The organism is Streptomyces sp. NPDC048257, from assembly GCF_043201855.1.
Lineage (GTDB): Bacteria > Actinomycetota > Actinomycetes > Streptomycetales > Streptomycetaceae > Streptomyces.
The window spans coordinates 52,393-72,315 of the sequence record NZ_JBICZI010000032.1; the positions used below are offsets into that span (position 1 = coordinate 52,393).

Below are 19,923 nucleotides of genomic sequence, written 5' to 3' on the forward strand. Positions count from 1 at the left end.
ACGGTCTAGGTTACGGGCCCGGTTCCGGAGGGTCAAACCGGGCCCCGTGCGCCCGTGGGCCCCGCCGAGCGGCGGGGCCCACGGGCAATGAGTCACTCAGCGGTGGATCAGGCGTCGGTCGGAGCCGAGACGGACGGGAGCGTCTGCTGCTCCGCCGCCGCGGTCTTCTTCGTCGCCCGCTTCGCCGCGGTCTTCTTGGTCGTGGCCGCCTTCTTGGCCACGGTCTTCTTGGCGGCCGCCGCCTTCTTGGCCGGGGCCTTCTTCGCCGTGGTCGCCTTCTTGGCCGGAGCCTTCTTGGCGGCCTTCTTGGCCGGGGCGGCCTCCTCGGCCGGTGCGGCTTCCTCGGCGGGCGCCGCGGTCTCGGTCACCGGAGCGGCCTCGACGACCACCACGGCGGCCTCTGCCGCGCCTGCCGGGGACCCGGCGGGTGCGGTGGCCTTACGGGTGGCACGGCGGCGCGGACGGGCCGGTGCGGCCTCCACGACGGGGGCCTCTACGACCTCGGCGACGACCGCGGGCTCGGGCTCGGTCGCGACGACCGGCTCGGGCTCGGGCACCACGACCGGCTCCGGCTCCGGGGCCACCTCGGCCGCGGGGGCCGGGGCGCCCGCCGGGGCGGTGGCCTTACGGGTCGCGCGGCGACGGGTACGGCCCTTCGGCGCGGCCTCCTCGACCGGGGCGGCCGGGGCCGTTTCCGCAGCCTCGACGGCCTCGTCGACGACCTCGGCGGCCGGCTCCAGGACGGTGTCGGCCGGCTCGGACACGGGCTCGGCGACGACCTCGGTCACCGGGGCCGGTGCCTGCGCCGGGGCGACCGCACCGCGCGGGGCGCCCGCCGGAGCGGTGGCCTTGCGGGTGGCACGGCGCCGGTTGCGACGGCCGCTGACGGCGGCCTCGGCCTCGGCCGGGCTGCCGTAGAGCTCCTCGTCCGCGACGAACTCCGGCTCGGGCAGGGCCCGCGGCGCGGCGGCCTCGGCGGCCACCTCGGCCTCGGTCTCAAAGCCCTCCGTCTCGACCGTCTCGACCTCGTGGTCGTGCTGGTCGAACTCGCCGCGGCCACCGCGGCGCTTGGAGCGCTTGCCGTTGCCACCGCCGCCGACCACGGTCGGCGTCTCCATGTGCACGATGACACCGCGGCCGTTGCAGTGGACACAGGTCTCGGAGAAGGACTCCAGCAGGCCCTGGCCCACCCGCTTGCGGGTCATCTGGACCAGGCCCAGCGAGGTGACCTCGGCCACCTGGTGCTTCGTACGGTCGCGGCCCAGGCACTCCAGCATGCGCCGCAGGACCAGGTCGCGGTTGGACTCCAGGACCATGTCGATGAAGTCGATGACGACGATGCCGCCCAGGTCGCGCAGCCGCAGCTGGCGCACGATCTCCTCGGCCGCCTCCAGGTTGTTCCTGGTGACGGTCTCCTCCAAGTTGCCGCCCTGACCGGTGAACTTGCCGGTGTTGACGTCGATGACGATCATCGCCTCGGTCTTGTCGATCACAAGCGAGCCGCCCGAGGGCAGCCACACCTTGCGGTCGAGCGCCTTGGCGAGCTGCTCGTCGATCCGGTACGTCGCGAAGACGTCGACCTCGGAGGTCCAGCGGGACAGCCGGTCGGCCAGGTCCGGGGCCACGTGGTTCACGTAGCCGTGGATGGTCTCCCAGGCGCCGTCGCCGCTGACGATGACCTTCGAGAAGTCCTCATTGAAGATGTCGCGCACCACGCGGACGGTCATGTCCGGCTCGCCGTACAGCAGGCTCGGCGAAGAGGTCGAGATCTGCTTCGACTTCTTCTGGATGTCCTCCCACTGGGCCTGCAGACGCTCGACGTCGCGGCGCAGCTCGTCCTCGCTCGCGCCCTCGGCGGCGGTGCGCACGATGACGCCCGCGTCCTCGGGGACGATCTTCTTCAGGATGGTCTTCAGGCGCGCGCGCTCGGTGTCGGGCAGCTTGCGGCTGATGCCGGTCATCGAGCCCTCGGGCACGTAGACCAGGTAGCGGCCGGGCAGCGAGACCTGGCTGGTCAGGCGCGCACCCTTGTGGCCGATCGGGTCCTTGGTGACCTGCACGAGGACCGACTGGCCGGACTTGAGGGCGGACTCGATGCGGCGCGGCCCGTTGGCCATGCCGAGCGCCTCGAAGTTGACCTCACCGGCGTACAGGACGGCGTTGCGGCCCTTGCCGATGTCGATGAAGGCGGCCTCCATCGACGGCAGCACGTTCTGGACCTTGCCCAGGTAGACGTTGCCGACGTACGAGGTGGCTTCTTCCTTGTTGACGTAGTGCTCGACGAGCACGTTGTCCTCGAGGACGCCGATCTGGGTGCGCTCGCCGGCCTGGCGGACGACCATGACGCGCTCGACGGCCTCACGGCGGGCCAGGAACTCGGCCTCGGTGATGATCGGCACGCGGCGGCGGCCCTGCTCGCGGCCCTCGCGGCGGCGCTGCTTCTTCGCCTCCAGGCGGGTCGAGCCCTTGATGGACTGGACCTCGTCGGACGGCTCGGGCTTCTCGCGCGCCGGGCGCGGCTCGCGGACCTTGACGACGGTACGCACACCGTCCTCGTCGCCCGCTTCGGCGGCGTCGGCCGAGCCCTCACCGCTGCGGCGGCGGCGACGGCGGCGGCGACGGCTGGAGCTGGAACCAAGGGCCTCGTCGGCCTCCTCGTCCTCGTCCTCCTCGCCCTCCTGCTCGGCGGTGTCCTGCTCGGCGGTCTCGGCCTCCTCCTCGGCGGACTCGTCGAGGTCGGCGGACTCGCCACGGCGGCGGCGACGGCCACCACGACGGCGACGGCGCGACGGGCGCTCGCCCGACTCGTCGCCGTCTTCGAACTCGGCGGACTCCTCGTCGAGCTCGGCGGCCTCGGCCTCCGGCTCCTCCTCCGCGAGCACCTCGGGAAGGGAGACCGGGGCGGACTCGGCCGCCGGAGCGGACTCGGCGGCGCCGCGCCCACGGCGACGGCGGCGGCCGGCGGGCTGCGCGGCGGGGGCCGGGGCGACCTCGGCCTCGAGCTCCGTCTCCTCCTCCTCGACCTCTTCAACCGGGGCGGCGGCGCGGGCGGCCGCGGCGGCCATGGCGGCGGTCTCGGGGGTCTGGAACATCGGCTCGGCGAAGACCGGGGCCTGGAAGACGGCCACGGCGGGACGCGCGGCGCGGCGGGCGCGGGCCGGGGCCGCGGGCTCGGCGCTCTCGGCGGGCTGGGCGGCCGGCTGCGAGGGGGCGGCCGGGGCCGCGGAGCGGGTGGCGCGGCGGCGGCCGCCGCGCTTGGGCGAGTCCACGGCGTCGGCGACGGTCACGGAGCGGGCGGCCTTGGGGGCCTCCTCGACTACGGGCGCGGGCTCGGCGGCCGGAGCCTCCACCACAGCAGCGGCCTCGGCGGCCGGAGCGGTCACGGCGCGGGTCGCACGACGACGGGCACGCGGCGCCGGAGCGGCCGGAGCCTCCTCCTCGACCACCGGGGCGGCCTCGGCGGCCGGAGCCTCCACCACGGCGGCCGTCTCGGCGGCCGGAGCGGTCACGGCGCGGGTGGCACGACGACGGGCACGCGGCGCGGGAGCGGCCGGAGCCTCCTCCTCGACGACGGGCGCGGGCTCGGCGGCCGGAGCCTCCACCACAGCAGCGGCCTCGGCGGCCGGAGCGGCGACAGCGCGGGTCGCACGACGACGGGCACGCGGCGCCGGAGCGGCCGGAGCCTCCTCCTCGACCACCGGGGCGGCCTCGGCGGCGGGAACCTCCGGGGCGGCGACGGCGCGGGTGGCACGGCGGCGGGTCCGCGGCGCGGGAGCGGTGGGCTCCTCGGTCACGGGGACGGCGGGCTCGGCGGCCGGGGCCGGTGCCGCGGCGGCGGACTCGGCGGCCGGAGTGACCGGAGCGGCCACGGCGCGGGTCGCGCGGCGGCGGGGACGAGCCGGGGCGGCGGACGGAGCGGCCTCTTCGGCGGGGGCGGCCGGGGCGGCCTCCGTCACCGGGGTCGTCTCCGCGACGGCTCCACCGGGCGGACCCGCGGGCCGGGAAGCGGCCCGGCGGCGACGGCGCGGCGGCAGGTTGTCGCTGGGGCTGCCGCTGTCGGCGCTACCAGCAGGGGTGATGTCATTTTCGTTGTTGAGCATTGCGGGCGGTTCTCCCGTCACGCTCCCGGGCGCCGCGGCTGACTTCCGGTCCGGCTCGGCTCCGCGTAATGAGCGCGGAACCGGCCTCCGGGGCGCGTTCGCCACACGGGAGCTGTAGTCCATGGCCGCCGGTTCCGTACGTGTTGTCCGTACGGCCTGGCGGAAGTCTTCAGGTCAGTGCGCGGCCCGACCCAGGTGGCTCCCGAGTACCAGGGCTGCGCGACGACGGCGTTCCTTACGCGGCGGGACCTTCCGGCGCCTTCGCGTCGGCCGCTACGGCGGCCGTGGGTGGGGCGGCCGTGTCGGCCTCGCGGTCGGGCGCGAGCGGGTCGGTCACCGTGCCGGACTCCTCGTCGAAGAGCCCCTGCGCCAGCCTGGTCACCGCTGAGGGGACCGGCGGCGCCAGGTCGGCCACAGCTCGGAGACCGGACAGGACGTCGTCGGGTCGCACGGCAGGTGTCAGATGCCGAACAACCAGCCGCAGTATCGCACAAGCATTGTCCAGCGGCCTATCAGCCTGCGCGGGAAGCGCTTCGAGACTGACGACCGCGCCCCGTGTGTCGAAGGTCCGCATGCCGTTCTTGGTCCGGCGCTGCACCTCCACGGTCTCGGCGGCGAGGAAGGCCGTCACGGCCCGCTGGGCCTCCTCGGGGTCCACGCCGTCCAGGCGCAGCTCCCACACGGAGGCGGTCAGCCGGTCGGCGAGGCCCGAGGTGCGGGCCTCGACGGCGTCGATGATGTCGAGCCCGGTCGGCATCGACTCGTCGAGGAGCTCACGGAGCTTCTCGGGGTCGCGGGGCTCGGCGAGGGCGATCTCGAGGTATTCGGCCTCGCTGCCGGTCCCGGTCGGGGCGGCGTTCGCGTACGAGACGCGCGGGTGCGGGGTGAATCCGGCCGAGTACGCCATGGGCACCTCGGCGCGGCGCAGGGCCCGCTCGAAGGCGCGCTGGAAGTCGCGGTGGCTGGTGAACCGGAGGCGGCCGCGCTTGGTGTAGCGCAGTCGAATGCGCTGCACCACCGGTGCGGGAGGCGGGCCTTCGGGCTGTCGCTTGCCCAGTGGTTCTTCTCCTTGTGCGGGGCTCCGCGGCTCGCGCGTCGCCCTGAGCGTCTGAGGGGCCGGCCGGCGCCGCCCTGCCTCCGGCTCACCCCTGCCGTTCGTGGAGGGAGATCTCGGGGGCGGGCGTGTTGCCTGCGGCTGTCGTACTACCCAGAGTACGCGCCCGTGACCTCGCCGGTTCCACGGGAGGAGTACCGAACAGGGCGCGGCGGACCTCGGCGCGGACCTCGCGGACGCTGTCCCGGACCGGCCGCCACACGGCGCGCACGAGATGTCCGGCCGGTGTGAGGACGTACCGGTACACCTGCGCGGCGGGCCGTGCGATCAGCATCCGGCCCGTCCACCGCAGGGCCCGCCACAGTGCTCCGGTGATCAGCCCGGCCACGTGCCAGGCCCAGGCGAGGGCCCGGCCGAGGGGGGCGAGGACGTACCGGTAGAGCGGGCGCAGGAGGTACCGGTAGGCCGCTTCGGCCAGCCATATGACGGCCCGCCCGGCCGGCACGAGCACGAACCGCCAGGTCAGCAGGGCCAGCGGACGGAGCACGTACGTGTGGAGAGCCCGGCAGAGCGGGGCGAGGAGGTGGACGTACAGCCACGAGCCCACCGGTCGCAGGAGGTAGCGCCACAGCCCGGCCCAGGGCCAGACGAAGACGAGTTTGACCAGGGTGGTCAGCAGCCATCCGAGGGCGCGGAGCAGCGGTTCCACGAGGTGGGTGAGGACGGGCGCGAGTACGTGGCGGTACAGCAGCCGCCCCAGGGCGGTGAGCAGGTCCCAGACCACCCGTACGGGCAGTACGACCAGCAGCGCCACGATCTTCACGGGGATCCGGAGGGCCCCGACCAGGCAGCCTTCACCGCCGTCGGCGGGCTGCGGCTTCTCGGTGTTCATGCACCCAAGGACACAGGAAAGGCCCCCGGCCGTTGCGGGCGGGGGCCTTCGACCTGTCGGTCAGAGGGTGGAGCCGGTCACTTCACGACCGACAGCGGCAGCAGCTTCTTGCCGGTCGGGCCGATCTGGATGCTGGTGTCCATCTGGGGGCAGACGCCGCAGTCGAAGCACGGGGTCCAGCGGCAGTCCTCGACCTCGGTCTCGTCGAGGGCGTCCTGCCAGTCCTCCCAGAGCCAGTCCTTGTCGAGACCGGAGTCCAGGTGGTCCCAGGGCAGGACCTCCTCGTAGGTGCGCTCGCGGGTCGTGTACCAGGCCACGTCCACGCCGTAGGCGGGCAGCGCCTTCTCGGCCGCCTCCATCCAGCGGTCGTAGCTGAAGTGCTCGCGCCAGCCGTCGAAGCGGCCGCCCGACTCGTACACGGCACGGATGACGTCGCCGATGCGGCGGTCACCGCGCGAGAGGAGGCCCTCGACGATGCCCGGCTTGCCGTCGTGGTAGCGGAAGCCGATGGAGCGGCCGTACTTCTTGTCGCCGCGGATCTTGTCACGGAGCTTGCCCAGGCGGGCGTCCGTCTCCTCGGCCGACAGCTGCGGCGCCCACTGGAACGGGGTGTGCGGCTTCGGCACGAAGCCGCCGATGGACACCGTGCAGCGGATGTCGTTCTGGCCGGAGACCTCGCGCCCCTTGGCGATGACGTTGACCGCCATGTCGCCGATCTGGAGCACGTCCTCGTCGGTCTCGGTGGGCAGGCCGCACATGAAGTACAGCTTCACCTGGCGCCAGCCGTTGCCGTACGCCGTGGAGACGGTCCGGATCAGGTCCTCTTCCGAGACCATCTTGTTGATGACCTTGCGCATGCGCTCGGAGCCGCCCTCGGGGGCGAAGGTCAGGCCGGAGCGGCGTCCGTTGCGGGTCAGCTCGTTGGCCAGGTCCACGTTGAAGGCGTCCACGCGGGTCGACGGGAGGGACAGGCCCACCTTGTCGTCCGTGTAGCGGTCCGCGAGGCCCTTGGCGATGTCGGCGATCTCCGTGTGGTCCGCGGAGGACAGCGACAGGAGGCCGACCTCCTCGAAGCCCGTGGCCTTCAGCCCGCGCTCCACCATCTCGCCGATGCCGGTGATGCTTCGCTCCCGCACGGGGCGCGTGATCATGCCGGCCTGGCAGAAACGGCAGCCGCGGGTGCAGCCGCGGAAGATCTCCACGGACATGCGCTCGTGGACGGTCTCGGCGAGCGGGACCAGGGGCTGCTTGGGGTACGGCCACTCGTCGAGGTCCATGACGGTGTGCTTGGACACCCGCCACGGCACGCCGGAGCGGTTGGGCACGACGCGGCCGATGCGGCCGTCCGGCAGGTACTCGACGTCGTAGAAGCCCGGCACGTAGACGTTGCCGGTCTTCGCCAGGCGCAGCAGGACCTCCTCGCGCCCGCCCGGCCGCCCCTCGGCCTTCCAGGTGCGGATGATCTCGGTCATGTCGAGGACGGCCTGCTCGCCGTCACCGATGACCGCGCAGTCGATGAACTCCGCGATCGGCTCGGGGTTGAAGGCCGCGTGGCCGCCCGCGAGGACGATCGGGTGGTCGACCGTACGGTTGCGGGCCTCCAGCGGGATGCCGGCGAGGTCCAGGGCCGTGAGCATGTTGGTGTAGCCCAGCTCCGTGGAGAAGGACAGGCCGAACACGTCGAAGGCGGAGACCGGGCGGTGGCTGTCCACGGTGAACTGCGGCACCTTGTGCTCGCGCATCAGCTCTTCGAGGTCCGGCCACACGCTGTAGGTGCGCTCGGCGAGGACGCCCTCGCGCTCGTTGAGCACCTCGTAGAGGATCATGACGCCCTGGTTGGGCAGCCCGACTTCGTACGCGTCCGGGTACATGAGCGCCCAGCGGACGTCGCAGCTCTCCCACTCCTTGACCGTGGAGTTGAGTTCACCGCCGACGTACTGGATGGGCTTCTGCACATGCGGAAGCAGGGCCTCAAGCTGAGGGAAGACCGACTCGGTCATCACGCGACTTTCGTGAAGCGGGCAGGGGGCAGCTCTCAAGCGTACCCCGAGGCTCAGCCGCCCCCACCCACATGATCATCCCAGTCCGGCCCGCGGCTTCGGGGCGGAGATCTTGGCCCAGACATCCGGAAGCTCCCTTTCGCTCCGCTCGGCCAGGGCCTCCTCGCGGCCGTAGAGCACGCCCCAGGTGAAGGCGGACTCCCCCGCGCCGGCCGCCTGGACGCCGAGGCTACGCAGGGCATCGCGGGCGACGACGCTGTCCTGATGGTCACCGAGCAGGGACTGGACCTTCTTCACGGCCTTGGCCAGGCGCTTTGCCGGTTTTCCGAGGGCCGGTACAGCCGCCTCCGCCGCGTACCGGGAACGCTTGGCCGCCTTGCGGGCACCGTGCAGGGCCAGGTCCCGCTCGTGGCCCGGCGCAAGGGCCAGCGCCTTGTCGATCCTGTCGGCGAGACGCTCGTAGTCGTGGAGCACCGCCTTGGGCAGGATGCGTTCGGCCTGCCCGTCCGCAGCCTTCAGCAGCGGGGGCCGCTCGAGCAGGGCGTCGAGGGAGTCCAGGAGCGCCACGTGGCGCGCGCTGTCGAGCGCGCCGAGCGACCGGCGCCGCGCTTCCGAGCGGCGGGCGACGTCCCAGATCTTCAGCCGGGCCCGGACGGGGCCGAGCAGCAGGGTCCGTGGCAGCTCGCCGAGATGATCCTGCAGCCGCTCCAGCAGGACCTCCCGGTCGCGGTCGACACCGAGTTCGGCGGCGAGCCAGCGCAGCTCCTCCCCGATCGGGTCGGTGACCCGGCGGTCCAGGACCTTGCGGTAGGTCTTGAAGGCGCTGCGCAGCCTGCGGCAGGCGACCCGCATCTGGTGGACGGAGTCCGGGAGGTTCCGCCGCACGGCCGGATCCTGTGCGACCAGGGCGTCGCGCTGTTCGCGCAGGTACGCGAGGACGTGCGCGCCGGCGGAGCCCTCGGGGCCGTCGGCCGCGGGCCGCTCCGCGGGTTCCGCGCCGGTCTCGGCGAGGGCCCGGGCGAGCTTGGAGGGGGCGTCGGAGACCCGGAGGCCGGCCTTGCGGAAGGCCTTCTCCACGGCGTCGAGCAGTTCGGGGTCCACGCCGTCGGCGAGTTCCACCTCGACCTCCGTCCAGGCGGCGGTGGTCTCGCCGCGCTCGGCGACGACGGCGTCGGTGCTCAGTTCCGCGAGCAAAGCGCCCTCGGCGTCGAGGAGGTGGCTGACCTTGCGCGAGGAGAGCAGCCTGACCTGTGGCTGGAGCCCGCTACCCCGGACGCGGGAGCGGACGAGGGCGACGAGGGAGGGCGGGACCGTGTCGCTGAGCGCGGCCCCGATCTCGTCGCGCACGCCCGGGGAGACGGGCAGTTTGAGGTGCCAGCCCTCGTCCGCGCCGCCCGTTCTGCGCCGCAGGGTGAGACCGTCGGCGGCGAGCCGCTGGTCGGGGGTGTCGTAGTAGACGGCGTCGAGGTCGACGGTGCCCTGTTCGGAGACGGCCGCGATGGCGGCCGTACCCGTCAGGTCCGGCACCCCGCGCCGGGCAGATGTGGCCTCGGAGAACTCGAATTTACGCTCGATTTCACGCTTGCTGTCCGCCATAGACCGAATTTAGTCCTGAACGGATCAGGTCGGCAGGGTGAACGGAACATCAGGCTGACAATGGCCGTTGGACCTTGATCGACTGCAGCAGTCCGATCGCCACCCACACCGCGAACATCGACGATCCTCCGTACGAGACGAAGGGCAGCGGGAGCCCGGCCACCGGCATGATCCCGAGGGTCATCCCGATGTTCTCGAAGGACTGGAAGGCGAACCAGGCGATGATCCCGGCGCACACGATGGTCCCGTAGAGCTCGGTGGTCTCCCGGGCGATCATGCACGCCCGCCACAGGATGATGCCGAGCAGCAACAGGATCAGCCCGGCCCCGACGAAGCCCAGCTCCTCCCCCGCCACCGTGAAGACGAAGTCGGTCTGCTGCTCGGGCACGAACTGGCCGGTGGTCTGCGAGCCCTTGAAGAGCCCCGATCCGGTCAGTCCGCCGGAGCCGATCGCGATGCGCGCCTGGTTGGTGTTGTAGCCGACGCCCGCCGGGTCGAGCTCCGGGTTGGCGAAGGCCGCGAAGCGGTTGATCTGGTACTCGTCGAGGACGCCGAGCTGCCAGATCAGGATGGCGCCGCTCGCGCCGGCGCCGAGCAGGCCCACCACCCAGCGGTTGGAGGCACCTGAGGCCAGCAGCACGCCGAGCACGATGACGATCATCACCATGACGGAGCCGAGGTCGGGCATCAGCATGACGATGCCCATCGGGGCGGCCGCGAGGCACAGCGCCTTGACGACCGTGCGGTGGTCCGGATGGGCGAGGTCGCCCGCGTCCACCCGGGTGGCCAGCAGCATCGCCATCACCAGGATGATCGTGATCTTCACGAACTCGGACGGCTGGAGGGAGAAGCCGCCGCCGATGACGATCCACGCGTGGGCGCCGTTGATGGTGGCACCGAGCGGGGTCAGCACGGCGAGGATCAGCACCAGCGAGATCCCGTAGAGGATCGGCACGGCGCCGCGCAGCGTGCGGTGGCCGAGCCAGATCGTGCCGATCATCAGCACGAGACCGATGCCGGTGTTCAGGGCGTGCCGGGCCAGGAAGTAGTACGGGTCCCCCTGGTTCAGGTTGGTCCTGTTGCGGGTCGCCGACCACACGAGCAGGGCGCCGAGGAAGGACAGGGCGATCGACGAGAGGAGGATCGGCCAGTCGAGCCGGCGCACCACGGAGTCACGGGCGGTGAGCTTGGCCATCGCCCCGCGCTCGGGCGTGTACCGGGAGACGGAGAACTTATTGGCGGTGGGCATGTCGTATTCGGTCCTCAGTCGTGCCGTGTCGGGGGTGGCCCGGCGAGCACCGGCGGCTCCAGTTGCTCCGGGGACGGCGGTACGTACGGCTTGATCTCGGGCGAGTCGATGGAACCGTCGGGGTTGATCCTGGGCAGTTTGGCCTCCGGGCCCTGCAGCAGGGCCCTCCTCTTCGGGTCCTGCTTCCCGTCCATGGTCAGACCGTAGATGGCGTTGTAGAGGTTGCGCACGGCGGGGCCGGAGGCTCCGGAGCCGGTGCCGCCCTGGGAGATCGTCATGATGATCGTGAAGTCCTTGGTGTAGGTCGCCAGCCAGGACGTGGTCTGCTTGCCGTAGACCTGTGCGGTGCCGGTCTTGGCGTGCATCGGGATCTTGTCCATCGGCCAGCCACCGAACCGCCAGGCGGCGGTGCCGCCGGGCTCGACGACCGAGCGCAGGCCCTTGTCCAGGTCGCCGATGGTCTTGGCGTTGATCGGCAGCCTGCCGTGCGACTGGGGCTTGATCATCTCGATGTGCTTGCCGTCGGGGCTGATCACGGCCTTGCCGACCGTGGGGTTGTAGAGGGTGCCCCCGTTGCTGATGGCGGAGTACGCGGTGGCCATCTGGATGGGGGTGACGAGGACGTCGCCCTGGCCGATGGCGAAGTTGATGCTGTCGTAGGCCTTCAGCTGGTTGCCTTCGAGGCAGCTCTCGTAGGCGATCTGCTCGACGTAGGTGCCGCCCCGCTTGCCCTGCTTGCACCAGGCGTTCTTGTTGGCCTTCCAGAAGTTCTGCTTCCACTTCCGGTCGGGGATGCGGCCGGTGACCTCGTTCGGCAGGTCGATCCCGGTCTCGGAGCCGAGTCCGAACTCCCGGGCGGTCCGGTAGAACCAGTCGTGTGCGTCCTTCTTGGGGCTGAGGCCGCCGTCGCGCTGCCACTCCTTGTGGCCCAGGGCGTAGAACACGGTGTTGCAGGAGAACTTGAGGGCGTCTCCGAGGGTGATGGGGCCGTGTCCCTTGGACTCGAAGTTCGCGAAGCTCCGGCCGCCGAGGCTGTAGGAGCTGCTGCAGTTGTACTTGTCGTCGAACTTGTAGCCGGCCCGGACGGCCGCGCTCGCGGAGACCACCTTGAAGATGGAGCCCGCGGGGGCCATGCCCTGGATGCCCCGGTTGAGCAGCGGGTAGTTGGAGCTCTTGCTGGTGAGCCTGGCGTAGTCCTTGCCGGAGATGCCGCCGACCCAGGCGTTCGGGTCGTAGTCGGGCTGGGAGGCCATCGCGACGATGCGACCGGTCCTGGCCTCCATGACGACGACGGCTCCCGAGTCGGCCTCGTACTTGCGGCCGGTGATGTTGTCGGTCTCGTTGCGGACGACCTTCATCGCTTCCTGGAGCTCGTACTCGGCGACGGCCTGCACCCGGGCGTCGATGCTCGTGACGAGGGTGGATCCGGCCACGCCCGGGTCGGACTTGGTCTGGCCCATGACCCGGCCGAGGTTGTCGACCTCGTACGAGGTGACTTCCGCCTTGCCGCGCAACTGCCTGTCGTAGGTGCGCTCGATTCCGGAGCGGCCGACCTGGTCGGACCTCAGGTGCGGCGAGTCGGTGTCCTTGGCCTTCTGGATCTCTTCGTCGGTGACCGGCGAGAGGTAGCCGAGCACCTGCGAGGTGCGGGCCCCTCCGGGGGCCGGGTAGCGGCGGACGGCGGTGGGCTCCGCCGTGATGCCGGGGAACTCCTCCGGGCGTTCGCGCAGCTGCAGCGCCTGCTGCGTGGTGGCTTCGAGGGTGACCGGGATCGGCTGGTACGGGGAACCGTTCCAGCAGGGCGCGGGGGTCTGGGAGTCGCAGAGCCGGACCTTCTCCATGACCTCCTTGGGGGTCATGTCCAGGACGTCGGCGAGGCGGGTCATGACGCCCTTGCCCTTGTCCTTCATCTTCATCAGCGCGGTGCGGCTGGCGGAGACGACCAGGCGCGTCTCGTTGTCGGCGAGCGCGACACCGCGGGCGTCGAGGATCGAGCCGCGCACGGCGGGCTGGACGACCCGCTGGACGTGGTTGCTCTTCGCCTCGTGGTAGTACTCGTCGCCGTTGCGGATCTGGAGGTACCAGAGCCGGCCGCCGAGGGTGAGCAGCATCGAGAAGACGAGCACCTGGATCATGATGAGCCTGATCTGCACCCGGGAGGTGCGGCCGGTCTCCGGAACGTTGGTCACGACTGCTCCTCCCTCACAGCTTTTTGACGCTCTTCACACCCTTGATGCCCTTGACCCCCTTTATGCGGACGGCCTTGTTGGCCCGGGACCGCGCGGTCTTCAGGCGCAGGCCGCCGCGCTGGCTGCCGATGCGCAGGCCCGTGCCGCCGGCCAGCCAGCCGGCGGAGACGTCGGCGGCCTTGTTGGCCGGGCCGCCGCCGGCCTCGACCGCCATCGGGTCGTTCTCGGCGCGCCGGGCCAGGGCCATGATGAACGGCACGGTGAACGGCGCGAGCAGCAGGTCGTAGAGGGTCGCGGTGAACAGCAGCCCCGTCAGACCCACGTGGCGGGCGGCGGTGTCGCCGACGAGGGCGCCCACGCCCGCGTAGAGCAGGGTGGAGCCGATCGCGGCGGCGACGACGGTGAGCATCGGGCCCCAGGCGGAACGGAACCGGCCGCCGTCGGGACGGACCAGACCGGCCACGTAGCCGATGACGCACAGGACGAGCGCGTACCGCCCGGCGGCGTGGTCGGCGGGCGGGGCCAGGTCGGCGAGGAGACCGGCGGCGAAGCCGATCAGCGCACCGCTGACGTACCCGTACACGAGTGCGAGCGAGACGACGGTGAGGAGCAGCAGGTCGGGCACCGCGCCGGGCAGTTGGAGCCGGCCCAGGACGGTGACCTGGACGACGAGGGCGACCACGATCAGGGTCGCCGAGAGCAGGATCCTGTTGAAGCGCATGGCGGGCTGTCCCTTACTCGTCGGCCGGCTTGCCGGGCACGCTGGCGGACCCGGACGGGGTGACCGTGACGGTGACCGTCGGGGTGGGCTTGGGGGCCTCGGGCTTGGGCGGCAGGACCGCGTCACGGGGGTCCTCGCGCGGCGGCATCACCACGACGCCGACGATGTCCAGGCGCGAGAAGCCGACGAACGGACGCACCCAAACGGTGCGGGTCAGGTCGCCGCGCGAGGGGTCGACCTTGACCACCTCGCCGATCGGCACCCCGGGCACGAAGGGCTTGTTGCCGCGCGAGCCGAAGGTGACGAGCCGGTCGCCGGGGCTGATCTTGGCCTTGCCGTTGAGCATCTGGACGGAGAGGGCGCGGTCGCCCTGGCCGGTGGCGAAGCCCAGTTCACCGGTCTTCTCCAGACGGGTGCCGACGGTGAAGTCGGGGTCGTTGGCGAGGACGACGGTGGCGGTGTCGGGGCCGACGGTGCTGACCCGGCCGACGAGCCCGTCCCCGTTGAGGACGGTCATGTCGCGTTCGATGCCGTCCTTGCTGCCGGCGTCGATGGTGACGGTCCAGGAGAAGCCCTGGGCCGCTCCTATCGCGATGACCTCGGCGCCCTTGATGCCGTACTGCCCGGCGCCGGCCCGCTTGAGCATCTCGTCGAGCTCGTGGATGCGGCTGCGGGTCTGGTCCTCGCTGCCCAGCTTGGCCTTCAGCGCCGCGTTCTCGCGCTCCAGCGTCGCGACGCGGTTGTGGCGCTTGCCGGAGTCCCGTACCGCCCCTATGGCGTGGGCGACCGGATCGACCCCGGTCGCCACACCTTCCTCGACCGGGCCGAAGACCGCTGCGGCGGCCTGTCGGGCACCGTCGACCGGCGACTCCTCGCCTGCCCTGATGTCCACCGTGATCAACGCGAACGCGATGGCGATCAGAAGCACCAGGAGCAGCCGGCTTTCTCGTGTGTCCCTCACGTGCGGCGGCCGTGCCTTCCTCGTCGGAATTCTCTTTTGCCTGTATATCAACGATCCGCCGCACGGGCCCGGTAGCACCCGTACGGCGGATCCTTGTGTTCCGCATGGCCCCTCCGGCAGGGAGGGGCATCTGTCAGCGACGGGGCTGGGCGTCCAGGACCTGCTGGAGGGCCTCGAACTCCTCGACGCACTTGCCGGAGCCGAGCGCGACGGAGTCGAGCGGATCCTCGGCGATGTGGATCGGCATGCCGGTCTCCCGGCGCAGCCGCTCGTCGAGGCCGCGCAGCAGGGCGCCGCCGCCGGTCAGGACGATGCCGCGGTCCATGATGTCGCCGGAGAGCTCCGGCGGGCACTTGTCGAGCGTCGTCTTGACCGCGTCGACGATGGCGTTGACCGGCTCCTCGATGGCCTTGCGGACCTCGGCGGCCGAGATGACGACCGTCTTGGGCAGGCCGGAGACCAGGTCGCGACCGCGGATCTCGGTGTGCTCGTCCTTGTCGAGGTCGTACGCCGACCCGATGGTGATCTTGATCTGCTCGGCCGTGCGCTCACCGAGGAGGAGCGAGTACTCCTTCTTGATGTGCTGGATGATCGCGTTGTCGAGCTCGTCGCCGGCCACCCGGATGGACTGTGCCGTGACGATTCCGCCGAGGGAGATGACGGCGACCTCGGTGGTGCCGCCGCCGATGTCCACGACCATGTTGCCGGTGGCCTCGTGGACGGGCAGGCCCGAGCCGATGGCGGCGGCCATGGGCTCTTCGATGATGTGCACCTGGCGGGCGCCGGCCTGCGTGGACGCCTCGATGACGGCGCGTCGCTCGACTCCGGTGATGCCGGAGGGAACGCAGACCACCACGCGCGGGCGGGCCAGGTAGCGGCGCTTGTGGATCTTGAGGATGAAGTACCGGAGCATACGCTCGGTGATCTCGAAGTCGGCGATCACGCCGTCCTTGAGGGGCCGTACGGCGACGATGTTGCCGGGCGTGCGCCCGATCATCTTCTTCGCCTCCGAGCCGACCGCCAGGATGCCACCGGTGTTCGTGTTGATGGCGACCACGGACGGCTCGTTCAGGACGATCCCCCGGCCCCTCACGTACACCAGCGTGTTGGCGGTCCCGAGGTCGATCGCCATGTCACGGCCGATGAACGACATTTTGTTCCCCTTGTTCCCCATGAGGAGCGTCTGGCCTTCCAGTTGATAGCGGCTGCTGTCAGGTCGGCGAGGTGGGTGTGTGGGTGGAGGCCCCATCGTAGTGCCGCAAGTACGGAGACCGCGCGACGGGACTCCGGCAATCCCGCCGGAATGGATACCCGCCCCCTCAGTGGTGACGACGTGTCCTGCCCAGGCGTTCCCGCTCCGGACCGGAAATACCGAAGGGCGACCGAAATTACTTCGGTCGCCCCAGGTCGTGAGCGCTATTCGGCTGATGTTCCGTCAGGAAAGAGTGCTCAGAGCGCCGGGAAGAACAGCTTCAGCTCACGCTCGGCGGACTCCTCGGAGTCCGAGGCGTGGATCAGGTTCTCACGCGTGATCGTGCCGAAGTCACCCCGGATGGAGCCGGGCGCCGCGGCGATCGGGTCAGTGGGTCCGGCCAGCTGGCGGACACCCTCGATCACGCGTTCCCCTTCGACGACCAGGGCCACGATCGGACCGCCGGCCATGAAGCCCATGAGGGGCTCGTAGAAGGGCTTGCCCTTGTGCTCGCCGTAGTGCGCCTCCAGGGTCTCCTGGTCCAGCGTACGCAGCTCCAGTGCGGGGATGGTCCAGCCGGCCTTCCGCTCGATGCGGCCGATGATCTCGCCGACCAGACCGCGACGGACGGCGTCGGGCTTGAGCAGGACGAGGGTGCGCTGGGTCATGTTGCGGCTCCTTGCGGCAAACGGGTGCGGTAGGGCGAATCTACAGGGCCGATCCGGGGACCCGTCACGCAGCGTCAGGCGCCCCGGGTGCCCCCGGAGCCTCCTGCGCGGCGGCCCAGCGCGCCTTGATCGTGTCGATCTTGCGGCCGTAGTGCACCGAGCACCACCACAGGCCGGCGAACACCGCACCGAGGAAGAACATCGTCGGAACGACGAACCCGCTCACGATCAGGCCGATCTGCAGGGCCCAGCCCAGCTGGACCGCGCCGGGACGCGACAGCATCCCGCACAGCAGCACCGACAGCAGCATGGCGACCCCGCACACCGTCCAGACCGCGGCCTGGGTCAGGTCGGGGTCCTTCATCGCCACCAGCCCCGCGAAGCCGATCACGAAGAACTCGCCGATCAGCGTGCTCGCACACAGCGTGCGCATCCCTCAGCCCCTCTTCATCAGCAGGCGGGCCTCGCCCACCGTGATCACGGAACCGGTCACCAGGACCCCGGCCCCTCCGTACTCGGCCTCTTCCTCCGCCAGGGTGATCGCCGCCTCCAGGGCGTCGTCCAGCCGCGGTTCCACCTGCACCCGTTCGGCCCCGAAGACCTCGACCGCGACGGACGCCAGCTCGTCCGCGCCCATCGCCCGGTGGCTGGAGTTCTCCGTCACCACCACCTCCGCGAAGATCGGCTCGAACGCCTCCAGCACCCCGCGGACGTCCTTGCCCTCGCTCGCGGCCACGACCCCGATCAGCCGGCTGAAGCCGAACGACTCGGTGACCGCGTCCGCGGTGGCCGCCGCGCCCGCCGGGTTGTGCGCCGCGTCCAGGACCACGGTCGGGCTGCGTCGCACGACCTCCATGCGGCCCGGCGAGGCCACCGAGGCGAAGGCCTTGCGCACGGTGTCCAGGTCCAGGACCCGGGCGTGCTCCTGGCCGACCCCGAAGAAGGCCTCGACCGCGGCCAGGGCGACCGCCGCGTTGTGTGCCATGTGCGCGCCGTACAGCGGCAGGAAGATGCCGTCGTACTCCCCGCCCACGCCGCGCAGCGTCAGCTGCTGGCCGCCGACCGCCACCTCGCGGGAGACGACGCCGAACTCCATGCCCTCGCGGGCCACCGTCGCGTCGACCTCCACGGCCTTCTTCAGCAGCACCTGCGCCGCGTCCACCGGCTGCTGGGCCAGGATCACGGTCGCACTCTGCTTGATGACGCCGCCCTTCTCCACGGCGATCTCACCGGGCGTGGAGCCGAGCCGGTCGGTGTGGTCCAGGCTGATCGGGGTGACCACCGCGACGGACCCGTCGATGACGTTGGTCGCGTCCCAGCTGCCGCCCATGCCGACCTCGACCACGGCCACGTCCACCGGGGCGTCCGCGAAGGCCGCGTAGGCCATCCCGGTGAGCACCTCGAAGAACGACAGCCGGAACTCCTCGGAGGCGTCGACCATCTCCACGTACGGCTTGATGTCGTGGTACGTCTCGACGAACCGCTCGGCGGTGATCGGCGCCCCGTCGAGGCTGATCCGCTCGGTGATCGACTGCACGTGCGGGCTGGTGTAGCGCCCGGTGCGCAGCTCGAAGGCGTTCAGCAGGGCCTCGATCATGCGGGCCGTGCTCGTCTTGCCGTTGGTGCCGGTGACGTGGATGGAGGGGTACGCGCGCTGCGGCTCGCCCAGGACGTCCATCAGCGCCGCGATCCGCGACACCGACGGCTCCAGCTTGGTCTCACCCCAGCGGGTGGCGAGCTCCTGCTCCACCTCCAGCAGCGCCTTGGCGACCTCGGGGTCTACGGGCCTGGCGGGTACCGGGTCGCCCTGGGGCGGTCCGGCCTGGGCGCGCAGGGTGCGGCTACCGGCCTCGATCACCGCCAGGTCGGGGTCGCGGTCGGACTCTTCCGCCACGATCTGGTCGAACTCGTCGAAGGTGCCGGCGAGGTCGTCGTTGTCGTCGCGGTCGTGGCTTTCGGGCTGCTGGTCACTCACAGGGCCAGTCTACGGACGGGGACCCGAAGGACTTTCGGCCCGGCCGTTTCGGGACCTCCGGCGGCCGGAGCGACCGGATCGTTATGCAAGCCTTGCGGCATCAGATAGGGGAATAAATGCCGCAGGCCAGCAGCAAAAAGACAGCGTCCAGCCGCGACATAGGGATAGACCTGGGCACGGCCAACACCCTCGTCTACGCACGGGGGCACGGCATCGTCCTCAATGAGCCGTCCGTGGTCGCCGTGAGGGCGGGCACCACCACCGCCCTGGCCGTCGGCACGGACGCCAAGGAGACCATCGGCCGCACCCCCGGCTCCATCACCGCGATCCGCCCCCTCAGGGGCGGTGTGATCTGCGACTACGAGGCCGCCGAGGAGATGATCCGGCACTTCGTCCGCAAGGCGGTCCCGGGCCGGCGGCCCCGCACCCGGATGGTGATCTGCGTGCCCTCCGGCGTCACGCCGGTCGAGCGGCGGGCCATCGTCCAGGCGTCCACCCGGGCCGGGGCCAGGGCCGTGCACCTCATCGAGGAGCCGATGGCCGCGGCGATCGGCGCCGGGCTGCCGGTGGCCGAACCCCGCGGTTCCATGGTCGTGGACATCGGCGGCGGCACCTGCGAGGTCGCCGTCATCTCCCTGGGCGGCATCGTCACGTCCCGGTCGCTGCGGGTCGGCGGGGACCGGCTGGACGCCGCGGTCATGGACTACGTACGCAGGGAACACGGGCTGCTCATCGGGGAGCGCACCGCCGAGGACGTCAAGCTGGGCATCGGCTCGGCCTGGCCGGTACCGGACCGGCCGGAGCTGGAGACGCGCACCTTCACCGTGCGCGGCCGCGAGCGGGTCGGCGGGATGCCCAAGACCCTGCAGCTGGCCGCCCCCGACGTCCGGGCGGCGCTCGACGAGCCGATCGAGGCGATCATCGCCTCCGTGCGCACCACCCTGGAGGAGTGCCCGCCGGAGCTGTCCGGCGACGTGATGGAGCACGGCATCGTGCTGACCGGTGGCGGCGCGCTGCTGCCGGGCCTGGACCTGCGGATGGCGTCCGCGACGGGCATCCCGGTGTTCGTCGCGGACAACCCGCTGGACTGCGTGGCGCTGGGCTCCGGCCGCTGCGTGGAGGACCTGGACACCCTGGGCAGCCTGCTGGCCCCGTCGCGGGTCTAGGGGACGAGGTGCCGTGCCGGGCGGGCCGCACCCGGCGTGATCGGCGAGATCGGCGAGATCGGCGAGACACCCCCTAGATGAATGAGTCCGATGTTCTCAGTGGTCGTAGGCGATCAGGGATCGTTTGATCTTGGCGTCGGTGGTCCAGTTGTGCCAGATG

Annotated in this window: 14 protein-coding genes; 1 reads left to right on the forward strand and 13 read right to left on the reverse strand. The window is 71.3% G+C overall.

The window, feature by feature from the left end; translation table 11 throughout:
• Nucleotides 1–107: 107 nt before the first annotated feature.
• From ACGFZK_RS34655 to ACGFZK_RS34715, 13 genes are all read right to left on the reverse strand, one after another.
• A complete protein-coding gene (locus ACGFZK_RS34655; protein ID WP_393852791.1) occupies nucleotides 108–4,100 on the reverse strand; it encodes a ribonuclease E/G in 3,993 nt (1,330 codons plus the stop codon).
• A 235-nt stretch (nucleotides 4,101–4,335) separates the two neighbouring features.
• Entirely contained in the window at nucleotides 4,336–5,115 is a 780-nt protein-coding gene (locus tag ACGFZK_RS34660; RefSeq protein ID WP_393852792.1) for a TIGR03936 family radical SAM-associated protein, read from the reverse strand.
• A gap of 127 nt (nucleotides 5,116–5,242) precedes the next feature.
• Complete coding sequence (locus tag ACGFZK_RS34665) at nucleotides 5,243–6,046, reverse strand: hypothetical protein (RefSeq protein WP_393852793.1); 804 nt, start codon at nucleotides 6,044–6,046, stop codon at nucleotides 5,243–5,245.
• Nucleotides 6,047–6,123: 77 nt separating this feature from the next.
• The gene (locus tag ACGFZK_RS34670; RefSeq protein ID WP_393852794.1) at nucleotides 6,124–8,049 is read right to left on the reverse strand and encodes a TIGR03960 family B12-binding radical SAM protein; all 1,926 of its coding nucleotides are present in this window, start codon (nucleotides 8,047–8,049) and stop codon (nucleotides 6,124–6,126) included.
• Between the two features lie 72 nt (nucleotides 8,050–8,121).
• Nucleotides 8,122–9,642 carry a CHAD domain-containing protein gene (locus tag ACGFZK_RS34675; protein ID WP_393852795.1) on the reverse strand — a complete coding sequence of 507 codons (1,521 nt, stop codon included), beginning with the start codon at nucleotides 9,640–9,642 and terminating at the stop codon, nucleotides 8,122–8,124.
• Between the two features lie 49 nt (nucleotides 9,643–9,691).
• Nucleotides 9,692–10,891 carry a rod shape-determining protein RodA gene (gene rodA, locus ACGFZK_RS34680; RefSeq protein WP_393852796.1) on the reverse strand — a complete coding sequence of 400 codons (1,200 nt, stop codon included), beginning with the start codon at nucleotides 10,889–10,891 and terminating at the stop codon, nucleotides 9,692–9,694.
• A gap of 14 nt (nucleotides 10,892–10,905) precedes the next feature.
• Complete coding sequence (gene mrdA / locus ACGFZK_RS34685; RefSeq protein ID WP_393852797.1) at nucleotides 10,906–13,080, reverse strand: penicillin-binding protein 2; 2,175 nt, start codon at nucleotides 13,078–13,080, stop codon at nucleotides 10,906–10,908.
• A gap of 13 nt (nucleotides 13,081–13,093) precedes the next feature.
• Nucleotides 13,094–13,801 (reverse strand): rod shape-determining protein MreD, encoded by a 708-nt coding sequence (gene mreD / locus ACGFZK_RS34690; protein WP_393852798.1) that lies wholly within the window; start codon nucleotides 13,799–13,801, stop codon nucleotides 13,094–13,096.
• 13 nt (nucleotides 13,802–13,814) lie between these two features.
• Nucleotides 13,815–14,762, reverse strand: coding sequence for a rod shape-determining protein MreC (gene mreC, locus ACGFZK_RS34695; RefSeq protein ID WP_393852799.1), 948 nt, complete (start codon nucleotides 14,760–14,762; stop codon nucleotides 13,815–13,817).
• A gap of 133 nt (nucleotides 14,763–14,895) precedes the next feature.
• Nucleotides 14,896–15,915, reverse strand: coding sequence for a rod shape-determining protein (locus ACGFZK_RS34700; RefSeq protein WP_008738981.1), 1,020 nt, complete (start codon nucleotides 15,913–15,915; stop codon nucleotides 14,896–14,898).
• 296 nt (nucleotides 15,916–16,211) lie between these two features.
• Nucleotides 16,212–16,622, reverse strand: a complete 411-nt coding sequence (gene ndk / locus ACGFZK_RS34705; RefSeq protein ID WP_393852800.1) for a nucleoside-diphosphate kinase — start codon at nucleotides 16,620–16,622, stop codon at nucleotides 16,212–16,214.
• Between the two features lie 64 nt (nucleotides 16,623–16,686).
• Nucleotides 16,687–17,055 carry a DUF4233 domain-containing protein gene (locus ACGFZK_RS34710; protein ID WP_389113999.1) on the reverse strand — a complete coding sequence of 123 codons (369 nt, stop codon included), beginning with the start codon at nucleotides 17,053–17,055 and terminating at the stop codon, nucleotides 16,687–16,689.
• A 3-nt stretch (nucleotides 17,056–17,058) separates the two neighbouring features.
• Nucleotides 17,059–18,597, reverse strand: coding sequence for a bifunctional folylpolyglutamate synthase/dihydrofolate synthase (locus tag ACGFZK_RS34715; protein ID WP_393852801.1), 1,539 nt, complete (start codon nucleotides 18,595–18,597; stop codon nucleotides 17,059–17,061).
• Nucleotides 18,598–18,713: 116 nt separating this feature from the next.
• Between ACGFZK_RS34715 and ACGFZK_RS34720 the strand changes: the two genes are divergently transcribed.
• Nucleotides 18,714–19,763 carry a rod shape-determining protein gene (locus ACGFZK_RS34720; RefSeq protein WP_393852802.1) on the forward strand — a complete coding sequence of 350 codons (1,050 nt, stop codon included), beginning with the start codon at nucleotides 18,714–18,716 and terminating at the stop codon, nucleotides 19,761–19,763.
• Nucleotides 19,764–19,923 lie beyond the last annotated feature (160 nt).

Bases quoted from the DNA above. Each gene is read 5' to 3' on its own strand.
- ndk (WP_393852800.1), bottom strand. From the start codon at position 16,622: ATGACCCAGCGCACCCTCGTCCTGCTCAAGCCCGACGCCGTCCGTCGC.
- rodA (WP_393852796.1), bottom strand. From the start codon at position 10,891: ATGCCCACCGCCAATAAGTTCTCCGTCTCCCGGTACACGCCCGAGCGC.
- ACGFZK_RS34720 (WP_393852802.1), top strand. From the start codon at position 18,714: ATGCCGCAGGCCAGCAGCAAAAAGACAGCGTCCAGCCGCGACATAGGG.
- ACGFZK_RS34655 (WP_393852791.1), bottom strand. From the start codon at position 4,100: ATGCTCAACAACGAAAATGACATCACCCCTGCTGGTAGCGCCGACAGC.
- ACGFZK_RS34700 (WP_008738981.1), bottom strand. From the start codon at position 15,915: ATGTCGTTCATCGGCCGTGACATGGCGATCGACCTCGGGACCGCCAAC.
- ACGFZK_RS34665 (WP_393852793.1), bottom strand. From the start codon at position 6,046: ATGAACACCGAGAAGCCGCAGCCCGCCGACGGCGGTGAAGGCTGCCTG.
- mreD (WP_393852798.1), bottom strand. From the start codon at position 13,801: ATGCGCTTCAACAGGATCCTGCTCTCGGCGACCCTGATCGTGGTCGCC.
- ACGFZK_RS34675 (WP_393852795.1), bottom strand. From the start codon at position 9,642: ATGGCGGACAGCAAGCGTGAAATCGAGCGTAAATTCGAGTTCTCCGAG.
- ACGFZK_RS34710 (WP_389113999.1), bottom strand. From the start codon at position 17,055: ATGCGCACGCTGTGTGCGAGCACGCTGATCGGCGAGTTCTTCGTGATC.